At 64.3% G+C, this 14,675-nt stretch carries 15 protein-coding genes; 7 read left to right on the top strand and 8 right to left on the bottom strand.

Annotated features, from left to right (window positions below):
* The 3 genes from M511_RS18000 to M511_RS17990 all read left to right on the top strand — a co-directional run.
* Positions 1-570 (top strand): biotin/lipoyl-containing protein (locus M511_RS18000; RefSeq protein WP_139824632.1); only part of this gene is annotated, 570 nt, incomplete at its 5' end.
* A gap of 60 nt (positions 571-630) precedes the next feature.
* Positions 631-1,503 carry a MurR/RpiR family transcriptional regulator gene (locus tag M511_RS17995; protein WP_010401069.1) on the top strand — a complete coding sequence of 291 codons (873 nt, stop codon included), beginning with the start codon at positions 631-633 and terminating at the stop codon, positions 1,501-1,503.
* Between the two features lie 63 nt (positions 1,504-1,566).
* Positions 1,567-2,324, top strand: a protein-coding gene (locus M511_RS17990) for an IS5 family transposase (protein ID WP_139824631.1) whose coding sequence is annotated in 2 segments (ribosomal slippage) — positions 1,567-1,888 and positions 1,888-2,324 — 759 coding nt in all. Because the reading frame shifts where the segments join, the coding sequence is not laid out codon by codon here.
* Between the two features lie 9 nt (positions 2,325-2,333).
* On the opposite strand, the gene M511_RS17985 is transcribed toward M511_RS17990, so the two are convergent.
* From M511_RS17985 to M511_RS17955, 7 genes are all read right to left on the bottom strand, one after another.
* Positions 2,334-3,095, bottom strand: a complete 762-nt coding sequence (locus M511_RS17985; protein WP_176224581.1) for a sulfite exporter TauE/SafE family protein — start codon at positions 3,093-3,095, stop codon at positions 2,334-2,336.
* A gap of 60 nt (positions 3,096-3,155) precedes the next feature.
* Complete coding sequence (locus M511_RS17980; protein WP_010400113.1) at positions 3,156-4,169, bottom strand: ABC transporter permease; 1,014 nt, start codon at positions 4,167-4,169, stop codon at positions 3,156-3,158.
* Positions 4,170-4,200: 31 nt separating this feature from the next.
* Entirely contained in the window at positions 4,201-5,736 is a 1,536-nt protein-coding gene (locus M511_RS17975; RefSeq protein ID WP_010400114.1) for a sugar ABC transporter ATP-binding protein, read from the bottom strand.
* An 82-nt stretch (positions 5,737-5,818) separates the two neighbouring features.
* Positions 5,819-6,748 (bottom strand): sugar ABC transporter substrate-binding protein, encoded by a 930-nt coding sequence (locus M511_RS17970; RefSeq protein ID WP_010400115.1) that lies wholly within the window; start codon positions 6,746-6,748, stop codon positions 5,819-5,821.
* A gap of 302 nt (positions 6,749-7,050) precedes the next feature.
* The gene (locus tag M511_RS17965; RefSeq protein ID WP_085503083.1) at positions 7,051-8,007 is read right to left on the bottom strand and encodes a Gfo/Idh/MocA family protein; all 957 of its coding nucleotides are present in this window, start codon (positions 8,005-8,007) and stop codon (positions 7,051-7,053) included.
* Between the two features lie 33 nt (positions 8,008-8,040).
* On the bottom strand, positions 8,041-8,979 hold the full coding sequence (locus M511_RS17960; protein ID WP_010400120.1) for a sugar ABC transporter substrate-binding protein: 939 nt from the start codon (positions 8,977-8,979) through the stop codon (positions 8,041-8,043).
* 27 nt (positions 8,980-9,006) lie between these two features.
* Positions 9,007-10,203, bottom strand: coding sequence for a Gfo/Idh/MocA family protein (locus M511_RS17955; protein ID WP_010400121.1), 1,197 nt, complete (start codon positions 10,201-10,203; stop codon positions 9,007-9,009).
* A gap of 123 nt (positions 10,204-10,326) precedes the next feature.
* Here M511_RS17955 and M511_RS17950 point away from each other — a divergent pair, with 123 nt between their 5' ends.
* The 3 genes from M511_RS17950 to M511_RS17940 are packed head-to-tail and all read left to right on the top strand — an operon-like array spanning position 10,327 to position 13,798.
* Positions 10,327-11,862 carry a sugar ABC transporter ATP-binding protein gene (locus M511_RS17950; RefSeq protein ID WP_085503081.1) on the top strand — a complete coding sequence of 512 codons (1,536 nt, stop codon included), beginning with the start codon at positions 10,327-10,329 and terminating at the stop codon, positions 11,860-11,862.
* Positions 11,859-12,818 carry an ABC transporter permease gene (locus M511_RS17945; protein ID WP_085503078.1) on the top strand — a complete coding sequence of 320 codons (960 nt, stop codon included), beginning with the start codon at positions 11,859-11,861 and terminating at the stop codon, positions 12,816-12,818. Before M511_RS17950 ends, M511_RS17945 begins: the two co-directional genes overlap by 4 nt.
* Positions 12,819-12,838: 20 nt before the next feature.
* Complete coding sequence (locus M511_RS17940) at positions 12,839-13,798, top strand: substrate-binding domain-containing protein (protein ID WP_010400126.1); 960 nt, start codon at positions 12,839-12,841, stop codon at positions 13,796-13,798.
* A 69-nt stretch (positions 13,799-13,867) separates the two neighbouring features.
* Here the strand turns inward: M511_RS17940 and M511_RS17935 are convergent, their stop codons facing one another.
* On the bottom strand, positions 13,868-14,332 hold the full coding sequence (locus M511_RS17935) for a heme-degrading domain-containing protein (protein ID WP_029372690.1): 465 nt from the start codon (positions 14,330-14,332) through the stop codon (positions 13,868-13,870).
* Positions 14,333-14,407: 75 nt separating this feature from the next.
* Here M511_RS17935 and M511_RS17930 point away from each other — a divergent pair.
* Positions 14,408-14,675, top strand: a 268-nt coding sequence (locus tag M511_RS17930; RefSeq protein WP_139824630.1) for a transposase, incomplete at its 3' end; no start/stop codon positions are given.

Raw genomic sequence — 14,675 nt, 5'->3', positions numbered from 1 at the left:
CGCGCCGATCTGAGCCGTCAGCTAGAGGGCAAGCATGTCGATGATGAGGACCTGAACGGTTACCTGATGTATCCCAAGGTCTTTCTCGACTACATGGGCCGTCACCGGCAATACGGTCCGGTGCGGGCCCTGCCGACGCGGACCTTCTTCTATGGGATGGAACCCGGCGAAGAGATCGAGGCCGAGATCGATCCCGGCAAGACGCTGGAAATCCGCCTGCAAGCCATTGGCGAGACTGACGAACAGGGCGAAGTCAAAGTCTTTTTCGAACTGAACGGCCAGCCCCGGGTGATCCGGGTGCCGAACCGCCTGGTCAAGTCGCAGACCGCCGCCCGTCCCAAGGCCGACCCGGCGAACGAGGGCCATCTCGGCGCCCCCATGCCCGGCGTCGTCGCCTCGGTCGCGGTCACGCAGGGCGCGAGGGTCAATCCCGGCGACCTGCTGCTGACCATCGAGGCCATGAAGATGGAAACCGCCATCCACGCCGACCGCGCCGGCGTGGTGAAAGCCCTCCACGTCAGGCCGGGCGAACAGATCGACGCGAAGGATCTCATGGTCGAGATCGAATAGGAAGAAAGAGGGCTTGGCACCCTGCAATAATTATTGCAGGCTTGGCGGCAGAGGAACGCCATGTCAACAAGCCACCCGCCGCAGGATTACGAAGAGCTGATCCGCATCATCCATGATCGCCACGATCAGATGAGCAAGACCTATCAGCGCATCGCCGTCTATCTGACCCAGAACCCCAACGAGGTCGCCGTCCATTCGGTGAATGCCATCGCCGAGCGCTGCGGCATTCACGCCTCGAGCTTCGTGCGCTTCGCGCAATCCCTGGGCTACAAGGGCTTCAAGGAATTGCAGGCGCTGTTCCAGAAGCGCCTGGCCACCGCCGCTCCGGGTTTCGAGGCCCGCGTCAAGGCGCTGGAAACCGAGCTGAAGGGCGCGGGCGATCCGACCGAGATCGGCTTCCTGCGCGACCTGGTGGTGCGCGACATCGCTTCGCTTCAGCAATTGCTGGACGAGGTGAATCCCGAGGACCTGGCGCTGGCCGCCGACCTGCTGGACCGTGCAGACATCATCTACCTGATCGGCCAGTTGCGCTCGTCGCCGGTGGTGGAACTCCTGCGCTATGTGCTGACCATGCTGGGCAAGCGCTGCGTGCTCTTGGACCCCGGCGGCGGGCTGGCCACGCATATCGGCCGCACCATTCGCAAGACCGACGTGCTGCTGGCGGTCTCGTTTCGCTTCTATGCCAACGAGGTGGTGAACGTGGTCGAGGAAGCGGGGCAGAAAGGCATCGACATCATCGCCATCTCGGACAGCACGCTGTCGCCCCTGGCGCGGTGGGCGCGGGTGCTGTTCCCGGTGCCCGAGCACGATTACACCTTCTCGCGCTCGCTGGCCGCGCCGATGTGCCTGGCGCAGGCGCTGGTGGTGGCCGTCGCTGCCCGCGTGCAGCACAATGACGAGGATCCGCGCATCCCGACCGTGACCGGAACCTAGGGTCAGGATGCATTGATTTCTGTTGCGCTGCGTGATTCACGCCTCCGAAAACGGAGCGGTGACATGAGCGATCTCTTCTGGCTGACGGAGGCGCAGATGGCGCGGCTCCGGCCCTTCTTTCCCAAGTCGCACGGGAAGCCCCGGGTTGATGACAGACGGGTGCTGAGCGGGATTATTTTCATCAATCGCAATGGCTTGCGTTGGCGCGATGCGCCCGCCGCGTATGGCCCACATAAGACGCTCTACAACCGCTGGAAGCGTTGGAGCGACAAAGGCATCTTCGCGAAGATGATGGCGGGGCTGGCCGCCAAGCACGGTGAGAAGAAGACTGTGATGATCGACGCCACCTACCTGAAGGCCCATCGAACGGCGTCCAGTCTGGGCGTCAAAAAGGGGGGCGTGGACGTCTGATTGGTCGGACCAAAGGCGGCATGAACACCAAGCTGCACGCCATCTGCGACAGTCAGGGGCGACCGATCGACCTGTTCGTCACCGCTGGACAGGTCAGCGATTATATCGGCGCTCGGGCCCTGCTGAGTGGCCTGCCAAACGTCAAATGGCTACTCGGAGATCGTGGCTATGACGCTGACTGGTTCAGAGAAGCGTTGCAGGACAAGGGGATACGTGCCTGCATCCCAGGCCGGAAGAAACGCAAGACGGCGATCAAATACGATAAGCGGAGATACAAGCGGCGTAACCGCATCGAGATCATGTTCGGCAGGCTCAAGGACTGGAGGCGCGTCGCGACCCGCTATGACCGATGCCCCAAGGTCTTCCTCTCAGCCATCGCCCTCGCGGCTCTCGTCATCTATTGGTTATGAATCCTGACCCTAGAGCCCGGCCAACCCGTCCCAGACCAGCTTGACCCCGACCAGCGCCACCGAGGCATAGGTGAAGGGATAGAAGATGCTGGCGCGCATGTGGCGAACCACCCAGCCCCCGAGCCAGGTCGCCCCTACCGCCAGCGGCAGCATGGCTGCGGCGCGGGCCAGGTTATCGGCGCCGAACTCTCCCAGCGCGGCATAGGGGATCAGCTTCAGCGCATTGGTCACGGCAAAGCACATCACCGTGGTGCCGGTGAAGAGCTTCGGATCCAGCCGCAGCGGCATCATGTAGATCTGAAGGGGTGGCGCTCCGGCATGGGCGACGAAGCTGGTATAGCCGGCCAGCCCGCCCCAGAAGCGGGCGGCCGCCGGACGCGCGCCGGCAAGCGCGGTGCCCTGCCCCGTTCCGACAAGCGCGCGCGCCACGAAGGCCAGCGAAACCAGTCCCACGACCAGGCGCACCGCCGAGTCCGAGACCAGTTCGGCGCTGGCCCAGCCGATCCCGATGCCTGCGATCGCTCCGGGCATGATCCGACGCATGATCTGCCAATCGACCCAAGCCCGCCAGCTTGCCACGCTGACCACATCCATCACCACCAGCACCGGCAGCAGGATCGCCGCCGCAGTAACCGGGGGCATGACCAGGGCCATGAGCGGCACACCGAGCAGGCTCATGCCGCCGAGGCCGCCCTTGGAAAGACCGACCAGGACGACGGCCAGCGCGGTCACGGCCAGTTCGGTGGGCGATGCGAAGATGGTCCAATGCATTGCGGCATCCATGAAAAAGGCCCGGAGCGAGGCGCTCCGGGCCCAAAGCCTGGGGGAAGGTCAGGCTTTCTTGCTGCGGGCGTTCTGGCGGAAGGTATCGGCCACCACGGCGGCGACAATGATCACGCCCTTGACGATCTCCTGATAGAAGGCATCGACCCGCAGGAAGGTGAAGCCCGACATCATCAGCCCCAGGATCAGCGTGCCGATCACCGTACCGAAGATCCGCCCGCGCCCGCCGCTGAGCGAGGTGCCGCCGATCACGGCCGCGGCGATGGCGTCAAGCTCATACATCATGCCCATGCCGGCCTGCGCCGTTTCCGCACGGGCGGCGGTGACGATGCCGGCCAGCCCCGCCAGCAGCCCGGCGATGGCATAGACCTTGATCAGATGGCGCTGCACGTTGATGCCCGAGACGCGCGCCGCCTGCGGGTTGGCGCCGATGGCATAGGTGAACTTGCCATAGCGGGTATAGCGCAGGGCGATATGGAAGATCAGCGCCACCGCCAGGAAGATGAAGACTGGCCAGGCGCCCGATCCGATCGCGGCGAAGCTGTCCGTGGGAAAGCTGATCGGCTGGCCCTTGGTATACCATTTGGCGATGCCGCGCGCCGTCACCATCATGCCGAGCGTAGCGATGAAAGGCGGAATTCCGGTCAGCGCGATCAGCGCGCCGTTGATCATGCCGGCGATCAGCCCAAGCCCAAGCCCGACGGCCAGCGGCACCATGACCGGCAGGTCCGTCAGCGCCGGATACATGGCCCGCGCATAATCGCCCGACTGCGCCACGCTCATGGTGATCATCGCCGTCATGGCGACGACCGAGCCCGACGACAGGTCGATGCCGCCGGTGATGATGACCTGCGTGACGCCGATGGCGATGATGCCCACGACCGAGACTTGCAGGATCATGATCGTCAGGCGACGGGTGTTCATCAGAAAGCTCTGGCCCTGGAAGATCCAGCCCAGGATCTCGAAGACCAGCGCGACGGCGACCAGCACCAGCAGGATGTTCAACTCCTGCGGCAGCCCTCGCCGCTGTCGCTTGACGGGTTCGATCTGCACATTGTCCATGATAATATCCTCCTCGGGCGCCGCGCGGGCCTCAGCGGGCCGCCAGTTCCATGATTTTCACCTGGGTCGCCTCGGCCCGGTCCAGGATCCCGGTCATATGGCCCTCGTGCATGACCATGATCCGGTCGGACATGCCTAGAACCTCGGGCAGTTCGGACGAGATCATGATGACGGCGACCCCCTGCTGCGCCAGGCGCGAGATCAGCCGGTGGATCTCGGCCTTGGCGCCGACGTCGATGCCGCGGGTCGGCTCGTCCAGGATCAGGATCTTCGGCTTGGTCAGCAGCCAGCGTGCGATCAGAACTTTCTGCTGGTTGCCCCCCGACAGGTTCTCGATCCGCTCGTCGAGGTTGGGGGTCTTGATCCGCAGCTTGTCCTTCATCTCGAGACAGAGATTGGTCATCCCCCGCTCATCGACGCAGCCCAGCTTGACATGGCCTTCATGCAAGGCTGCGATCTGCATGTTCTCGAGGATCGTGAGCGGCAGGAAGCAGCCGGTCGCCTTGCGGTCCTCGGTCAGCAGCGCCATTCCCTCGCGCATGGCATCGGCGGGTGAGGCGATGGTGACATCGCGGCCGGCGATGCGGATCTTGCCCTCGGTGGCCGGCGTCACGCCGAACAGCGCCTCTGCCACGTTCGAGCGGCCCGAGCCCACCAGGCCGGCCAGCCCGAGGATCTCGCCGCGGCGCAGATCGAAGGTGATACCGTGGAAGGTGCCCGGCAGCGAGAGGTTCTCGACCGACATGATCACGTCGCCGATTTCGGCCTCCTCCTTGGGGAACATCTCGGTGATCTCGCGCCCGACCATCATGCGGATGATGTCGTCGCGGGTCACGTCGGTGCTGGTATGGGTGCCGACATATTTGCCGTCTCGGAAGACCGAGAACTCGTCGGCGATCTCGAACAGCTCGTTCATCTTGTGGGTGATGTAGACGATGGCCACGCCGCGCGCCTTCAGGTCGCGGATGATCTCGAACAGGTGGTCGACCTCGGTTTCGGTGATCGCCGAAGTCGGTTCGTCCATGATCAGCACCTGGGAACGATGGCTGACCGCCTTGGCGATCTCGACCATCTGCCGCTGCGCGACGGTCAGGGTGCTGATCTGCGCGGTCGGATCGATCTTGAGCCGAAGCTGCGCGAACAATTCCCGAGTCATCTGGGTCATCTTGCGGTGGTCGATCAGGCCGAGCGCATTTTTCGGCTCGCGCCGGATCCAGATGTTTTCGGCGACCGTCATCCAGTCCATCAGCGCCAGTTCCTGATGGATCATTGCGATGCCCTGTTCCAGCGCATCGAGCGGGCTGGACAGAACGACCTCCTCGCCGCGCAGGCGGATGGTGCCGCGGTCGGGCGTGTAAATGCCGGCGATGATCTTCATCAGCGTGGACTTGCCTGCGCCATTCTCGCCCATCAGCGCGTGAACCGAGCCCGGACGTAGCCGGAACTGCACATCATCCAGCGCCACAACGCCGGGAAACTCCTTCCGAATACCCTCGATTTCAAGGATATAGGGCAGGCTCTTTTCCTTGTAGCGTTCGATCGCCTCCAATGTGGTCTTCGAAACCATCTTCCCCCCGAAAGACTGTCAGGGGACGCGGCCCCCGGATTGAGGTCCGGGCATCCGGTGCGCGACCGAATGCCCGCCCGGATCAGTTCTGCGTCTTGTATTCCGCGACGTTCTCGGGCGTGACCAGCTCAAAGGGAACGGCCACGCGCGGCTCGAATGCCTCGCCGCGGGCGATCTTCAGGACGGTGTCCAGCGCACCCTCGCCCTGGCCCTTGGCGGACTGATAGACGGTGACATCCAGATCCCCCGCCTCCAGCGCCGCCAGCGCGTCCTGCGTGGCATCGACGCCGCCGACGATCACATCGTCCATCGAGATCCCCGATGCCTTGAGCGCCTGAATCGCACCAAGCGCCATCTCATCATTGTTCGAGAACACGGCATCGGGCTGCATCCCCGAAGTCAGCCAGTTGGTCATCAGGTCCAGCGCCGGGGTTCGCATCCAGTTCGCGGATTGCGAGTCGAGCACGTTGATGCCCTTGCATTCATCCGACTGCAGCACGCGTTCGACCGCCGCGGTGCGCCCGCGCTGCCCGGTGGTGCCAAGCTGGCCCATCAGGATGACGGCATCGCCCTCGCCGCCCATAAGCTTGCACATCTCGGTCGCCTGCAACTCGCCCGCCTGCTCTTCGTCCGAGCCGACCCAGGCCTGCTTTTCCGGGAACTCGTCCATGTTGGCGGGCAGCATGTTGACGAAGACCAGCGGCACGCCCGCCCGGTCGGCGATGCGGGACATGGCCTGGCCGGAATCGGCGTCGACCAGCATCACGATGATGCCGTCCACGCCCGAGGCGACGAAATTCTCGATCTGGGACTGCTGGCGGGCGATATCGCCCTGGGCATCCTCCATCTGCACGGTAACGCCCAGATCGTCGGCGTGGCGCTGGATGTTCTGACGCAGCACGGTCAGGTAGTTGTCGTCGAAGAGCGACATCGCAACGCCGATGGTCTCGGCCTGAACCGTGCCTGCCATCAGCGCACAGAACGCGGTGGCCGTCGCGAGTTTCTTGATCATGTGGGTCTTTCCTCCTCCTGCTACCTCCGTCCGATCTTCTCGCGTCGGACGAAGCCAAAACCTTGATGCGACAAGGCAATATCAAGCCGTTGGCAGAACCACTGTTCCGCCGCATCCATTCCGACCTGATGACGACCTCCCGCCATGTCCGAGAACCGTGAGCGATGCACGTTCGCATCTTGCCCCTGGCCTCCGCGAGCCAGGGATTCCCTGCCTCGACATTGACCATAGGCCCTCCGCAGCGTGATTGCAATAAAAATTGCAGATACGAAATACAGCAACAAACGCTCTCTTGCGCATGTTTACATGCGAGGCGTCAGCGGCCCCCCGCCTGCTGGCAGATGCTCGACCAACTGCTGGTAATAGCCGGTCGCCAGAAGACCGTCGCGGGCCGTCGCCATGTCCTTGCAGGGCCGGCCGGAACGGCATGCCCGCACCCAGGCCTGATCCTGCAAGCGATAGCTGTCGGCAAAGCGCCCGATCCAGTCGGACGAATATCCGGCCTGCATCGCACCGCCGCGCCGCAATCGCACCTGCGCCGGTTCGGCCATGGCCACCGTCCCCTCGCGGCCGACGATCTCGGCATGGACGTGGTAGCCATAGGCGGCGTTCATGAACATCTCGACCGAGACGACCGCCCCGCGATCCGTGTGCAATTCGGCCAGCAGCATGTCGCCAGCATCGCCAACCTGCGTCAGGCTTGCCGAGGTGTATTCGGTGTCCAGCAACCAGCGGCAGATGTCGATCTCATGCACCATGGCATTGGTAACGATCATCGAGCCGTCGAACCAACGCGGCGCCTCGAGATTGCGATGCACGCAATGCATCAGCAGGGGCGCGCCGATCCGGCCCGCGTCCAAGGCAGCTTTCATTTCGCGATAGGCGGGATCGAAGCGGCGCATGAAGCCGACGCTGACCAGGTTGCGGCCCGCATCGGCCTCGACGATCTCGCGGCATTGCGCGACCGTCGAGGCCAGAGGCTTTTCGCAGAGCACGGGTTTGCCCAGGCGTATGGCAGCCATGACTAATTCGTGGTGAGCAGCGTCAGGTGCGGCGACCAGCACCGCTTCGACCAGGTCGCTTTCGATCAGTTCAAGGCCCTCGGCAAAGACCTGCGCGCCATAGGCAGATGCGCCTGCCCGGCCCGGATCGGGGTCGGAAACCGCAACCAGCCGCGCCCCCGAAATCTCCTCGGCGAAAAGGCGGGCATGAAACCCGCCCATGACACCGGCGCCGATCACGCCAATGGCCAGGCTCATCTGCAATCCCTCCGCATGGCGAGATGGTTGGCTTCAGCGCGCCAGGTAGTCATCGACATTCTCGGGGGTCACGAGTTCGAACGGGATATAGACGGCGCGCTCTGCCAGTTCCTCACCCCGCGCCATGGCGGCGGCGACCTCCAGCCCCTTGCGCCCCTGCCCCGCCGCGTCCTGGAATACGGTCAGGTCGATGTCGCCAGCCTTCAGCGCCATCAGCGCGTCCGGCGTCGCGTCGATGCCGGCCACGACGACATCCTCGGGGTCGACCATTGCGGCCTTCAGCGCCTGTGCAGCACCGATGGCCATTTCGTCGTTATTGGCAAAGATCACATCCGGCGTCAGCCCGGCGGTCAGCCAATTCGAGACCAGATCCGAGGCCTTGCTGCGCGACCAGTCGGCGACCTGCATGTCCTCGATCTTCACGAAATCGCAGCCGGGCGTCTTGACGAAGTCCTGCACCGTCTCGGTCCGCACGCGGCCGGCCTGGATGAACAGGTCGCCCGCCAGGATGGCGCCTTTCGCCTCGCCGTTACCGATCTTTTCCTTGACGAGGCGGCAAGCCTCGGTGGCCTGGATCGTGCCCGCATCGACCTCACGCGAGCCGACGAAGGCTTCCAGCGGCCCGAGGCTCTCTACATTCGGCGGTTCGCGATTGATATTCACGATGGGAATGCCGGCATCGTTCGCCATCTTGTCCATCTGGGTGATCGCATCGGAATCCACCGCGACCACGATGATCGCGTCGACCCCGGACGAGATGAAATTCTGGATCTGGCTCAACTGCCGGGGCACATCGTTTTGCGCATCCTCGAATTGCAAGGTGACACCCTCGGCTCGGCCCGCCTCTTCGATGCCCTGGCGCAGAATGGTCAGGAAATTGTTGTCGAATTGCGCCATCGCGACGCCGATTTCCTGCGCCTGCGCACCGAATGCGGTCATCGCGAAAACGGTGGTGATCATCAGTCGTTTCATATAGTTCCTCCTCCTCGTGTTCTTCCGTCAGGCGTCGCAGGCGCAGGATACCCACGCCCCGCCTTCGGCATTCGAGCGGATCGCGGCCTGGATGAAGGCAACGCCCGCAGCGCCCTCCTCCAGCCCCGGATAGGCCAGCAGCCCGTCCGGCAAATCGCGCCCTTCGCGGCGGGCCTCGATGGCGATGGCAAATTCCTCGTAGAGATTGCCCCAGGCATCCGAGAGCGCTTCGGGATGGCCGCGCGGCATGTGGACGAAGCGCGCCGCATCCGACAGCATCCCTGCGCCATGCCCGCGCGAAATGCGGATATGCGGGGCATTGAAGGGTCGGTGCTGCAGGTATTCCGGGTTCTCCTGATCCCATTCCAGCGTGCCCTCGGTTCCCGAGATGCGGATGCGCAGCCCGCAACTGGCCCCCGCCGCCGCCTGCGAGATCAGCAGGGTGCCGGGCACGCCGCCCTCGAACCGACAGCTCATGAAGGCGGTATCCTCCAGGGGCTGATCGGCCCCCAGCCGGTGAAACTCGGCCCGCAGATCGGTCATGCGCAGGCCGGATACGAACTCGGCCAGATGATGGGCGTGGGAACCGATGTCCGCCGTAGTCGCGGCACCCCCCACCTTGGCGGGATCCTGCCGCCAGGGCGTGCCGGACCAGGCGGCATCGGCGGGCAGCAGCGCCATTTCCTGGAAATACTCGACATGGATCTGCATGACCCTGCCGATGGCACCTTCCCGCACCATCTGCCGGGCCTGCCGCACCATCGCATGGGCCGCGAAGGAATAGGTCACGCCGAAGATCAACCCGGTTTCGCGCTGTCTGTCGATCAGCGCCCGCGCCTCGACCAGCGTATTGACCAGCGGCTTGTCGCAGATCACGTCGATGCCCGCGTCCATGAAAGCCATGGCGACCGCGAAATGCAGATGGTTCGGGACGGTGATCGCCACCGCGTCGATGCCGTCCGGCCGCGCCGCCTCGGCCCGCGCCATCTCGCGCCAGTCGGTATAGCTGCGGTCGGGCTCCAGCCCCCAGTCGCGGCCCGATGCCAGCGCGACCTCGGGGCGCGACGACAGCGCCCCGGCGACGATCTGCCAGCGATCCGACAGCCGCGCACCCCGCGCATGGACCTGTCCGATGAACGCACCCGCGCCGCCGCCCACGACCCCAAGGCGCAGTTTGCGGCCCATGGCGGGGAAGGCCCCCGCGAAGTTGGCATTCTTTGACATCGACTTCCTCCTCGAAGTGATTCCCTGCCCTCTACGGCAATAGAAAGCGCGGATCGACCGTGATCGCAACAACTATTGCAATATTTCATGGATCGGTGTTTCTATTGCGGTGGAGGATTTCACATGCAGCAGAATCAGCAGCCGAACCCGCTTTGGCTGGATGGAATTGCACATGCCTATGGCCCGAACAGGGTGCTGAAAGGCATCAACCTGACGCTCGGCGCGGGCGAAGTGCTCGCCCTGGTGGGAGAGAATGGCGCCGGAAAATCGACGCTGATGAAGATCATCGCGGGGTATCTGCGTCCTGGCGAAGGCGAGGTGCGCTGGCAGGGCCAATCGGTGCCGGCCGACCCGCAAGGGGCAGAGGCCGCAGGGATTGTCTTGGTGCATCAGGAATTCGCCCTGATCCCTGACCTCAGCGTAGCCGAGAATATCGTGCTGGGGCGCGAACCGACCCGGATGGGCCTGATCGACTATGCCGCCATGCGCGCCGCCGCCCGCGACGCGCTGCGACTGCTGAATTCGGACATCGACCCGCGCGCCGGCATGGTGGGTCTGCCGGTATCGAGCTGGCAGATCGTCGAACTGGCCAAAGCCTTCGCCGCCCGCCCCCGCCTGTTGCTGATGGACGAGCCGACCGCCGTCCTGGGCGCGCGAGAGACCGAGGCGCTGTTCGCCCGTATCCGCGCCTTTGTGGCGGAAGGCGGTTCGGTTATCTTCACCTCGCACCGGCTGAACGAGGTTCGGGCGGTCTCGGACCGTGTGGCGGTCTTGCGCGATGGGGCGATCACGCTGGACCGGCCCGCTGCCGGGCTGTCCGAACACGACATTGCATCGGCCATGATCGGGCGCGAGATGGAGGATCTGTTCCCGCCGCTGCGCCCCCGGCCCACGGCCCCGCCGATCTTGGCAGTCGAGGGCTTGTCGGTGCCGCGCGACTTCGGCCCGCCGGTGCAGGACGTGTCCTTCGAGGTGGCGCCTGGCGAGATCCTGGGCATCGGCGGCCTGGTTGGCGCAGGCAGGACCGAGATGGTCGAGGGGCTGGTCGGCCTGCGTCCCGCGACGGTGCGACGCCTGGTCCTGCGCGGGACAGAACATCCCCTGCCCGACGCGGTCGAGGCATGGCGGCTGGGCATCGCCTACCTGACCGAGGACCGCAAGGCGCGGGGCCTGCTGCTGGCGGAAAACCTGGAGTTGAACACCAGCCTGACCTTCGGCGCGCTGACGGGAGGTGCGGTCATCGACCGGGCCGGCGACGCACGCCGCTATGCCGAGGCGCAGGCGCGCTATTCCATCCGCGCCGCCTCACCCAGGATCGCGGTCGGCCAGCTGTCGGGCGGCAACCAGCAGAAGGTGCTGATCGCCAAGACGCTGGCGCCCGACCCCGACGTGGTGATCCTGGACGAGCCCACGCGCGGCGTCGACATCGGCGCGAAAAGCCAGATCTACCAAGTGATCGCAGGGCTTGCCGCGCAGGGCAAGGCGGTGATCGTGATCTCGTCAGAATTGCAGGAGTTGATCGGTCTCGCGCACCGGATCCTGGTACTGGACCGCGGCCGCGTCGCCGGAACCGTCGCGCCGCCCGACGGCAGCCGCCCCACCGAGCGCGATATCCTCGACCTCGCGCTTGGCCTTCAGACACAGGACGCTTCGACATGATCCGCAACTTCCTGGGCCGGTTGGGCCCGCTTCTGGCGCTGGTGCTGCTGTTCCTGGCGGGCAGCCTGCTCAGCCCGACCTTCCTGACCTCCGAGAACCTGCTAAACGTGCTGACGCGGTCCTCGGTCATCGGCATCATCGCCATCGGCGCGACCTTCATCATCACCGCGCGCGGACTGGACCTGTCGGTCGGCGCTATGGCGGCGCTGGTAGCGGGGCTGTCGATCCTGTGCATGAACGCGCTGCTGCCCATGATGGGCGCCGTCGGCGCGCTGATCCTTGGCCTGCTTCTGGCTTTTGCCTTCGGCGGCGCCGCCGGGCTGGTCAATGGCGGACTGGTGGTCTGGGGCCGCATCGACGCCTTCATCGTCACGCTGGGCACCATGGGAATCATGCGTTCGCTGATCACCTGGATGTCGGATGGCGGCTCGATCTCGCTGGACTTTGCCCTGCGCGGCGTGGGGCGACCGCTTTACTATGGCACGGTCCTGGGTATCCCGGTGCCGGTGCTGATCTTCGCGGCGCTGGCCATCCTGGGCGAGATCGCCATGACCCGGCTGCGCTTTGGCCGCCATGTCACAGCCATCGGCTCGAATGCCGAGGTCGCACGCCATTCCGCCATCCGCGTGGACCGGGCGCGGATGGCGACCTATGCGCTGCAAGGGCTGTGCGTCGGACTGGCGACGCTGATCTATATCCCCCGCCTCGGCGCCGTGACCCCTTCGACGGGGATGCTCTGGGAGCTTGAGGCCATCGCCGCCGTCATCATCGGCGGGACTGCTCTTTCGGGTGGTTATGGCCGGGTCTGGGGCACTGTCGCCGGCGTCCTGATCCTCGGCCTCGTCGCCAATATCCTGAACCTGACCAGCTTCGTCAGCCCTCATCTGAACGGCGCATTTCAGGGCGCGATCATCGTGATCGCCGTCTTCCTGCAACGTCGCAGCACATCCCGATAACCTAAGGAGGAGAAAAGACCATGAAACTGACACGCCGCCTGATACTGGCCGCCGGCGCCGCCGGGCTTGCTCTGTCCACCGCCCTGCCCGCCAACGCCCAAGAAAAGACCGCCAAGATCGGCATCGCCATCCCCGCCGCCACGCATGGCTGGACCGGCGGGTTGAACTTCCATACCGAACGCAGCATCAAGGCGATGGAAGCGGCCTTCCCGCAGCTGGAATTCGTGCTGACCACTGCGGGCGACGTGCAAACGCAGGTCAACAACGTCGAGGACCTGATCGCCCAGCAGATCGACGCGCTGGTGATCCTGCCGATGGAGAGCGACCCGCTGACAGAGCCGGTCAAGGCCGCCAAGGATCGGGGCATCTTCATCACCGCCGTCGACCGCGGCCTGTCCGAGGAAGGCGTCGAAGACCTTTATGTCGGCGGTAACAACCCGCAATATGGCGTGGTTGCAGCCGAGTATTTCAAGTCGAAATTCCCGGAGGGCGGCAAAATCGTGGTGATGCGCGGCATCCCGACCGCCATCGACAATATCCGCATCGAAGCCTTCCAGAAGACGCTGGAGGGTTCGGGGATCGAGATCCTCGACATGCAATATGCCAACTGGAACCCCGACAAGGCCTTCGAGGTCATGCAGGACTACCTGACCCGCTTCCCCGAGATCGACGGAGTCTGGGCCGGCGACGACGACGCGGCGCTAGGCGCCCGCGCGGCCATCGAGCAGGCCGGGCGCGAGGAAGGCATGGTGCTGCTGGGCGGTTCGGGCATGAACCGGGTGATCAAGATGATCATGGACGGTGACAAGCTGATCGACGCCAATATCTTCTATCCGCCGACCCTGATTGCCCCAGCCATTGAGGTCACCGCAATGCGCTATGCCACGCAATCGCCCATCCGCGGCCGCTATGTCCTGGACAGCCCGCTGATTACCAAGGAAAACGCCGAGGAGTTCTACTTCCCGGACAGCCCGTATTGATTCCGAAACATGAAGCATACGAGGCGCGGGAGAGCTCACCGCGCCTCACGCGCGATATCCAGGTCACGGCTATTGCACAGACAGAGCCTGCATGACGCTTTCCATGGCTTTCACGACCATGTCGTGATCATCCTCCTGGGGCAAGCCCGACACGGTCACGGCGGCGACTACGCGCCCGTCTCGCAACCGGACCGGAAAACTGCCGCCGTGTGTCGCAAAATCTTCCGGCGGCATACCTTGTTCGGCACCGGGCGATGGGATGCCTTGCCGACGGAAATCCAGCCCGATCGCATAGGATGCACGATGACAGCGCAGGGTTACGTTGGATTTGCGCCGTGCCCAGTCGTCATTGATCGGGGCCGAACCTGGCAGCGCAGCATGAAACAGTGTCGCGTCAGGGGTGCGGATATTGACGACGACCGGAAGGCGTTCAGCGCGGGCCTTTTCAACAAGCGATTGCCCAATCAGCCAGGCGATCATTTCATCGAAGGCATCAAAACGCAGCCGCGCTTCCTCTGCGGCGATACGTTCCAGAACATCTTCATAGGGTCAGGACCCATTGATTTCAGGGTGGTGTCGTGATTCACGGTTCGAAAACGAGCGGTGAACATGTCTGATCTTTCCTGGCTGACAGATGCGCAGATGGCGCGCCTTGAGCCTTTCTTTCCGAAGTCACACGGCAAGCCTCGCGTAGATGACAGACGCGTCTTGAGTGGGATAATCTTCATCAATCGCAACGGCTTACGATGGCGTGACGCACCTGCCGCCTATGGGCCGCACAAGACGCTTTACAATCGCTGGAAGCGGTGGAGCGATAAGGGCGTCTTCGCCCGGATGATGACAGGTCTGGCTGCCGAACATGACGAACAGAAGACGG

Source organism: Paracoccus sp. J56 (assembly GCF_019633685.1).
GTDB classification, from domain to species: domain Bacteria; phylum Pseudomonadota; class Alphaproteobacteria; order Rhodobacterales; family Rhodobacteraceae; genus Paracoccus; species Paracoccus kondratievae.
This window is presented reverse-complemented; position numbering and strand designations above follow the sequence as displayed.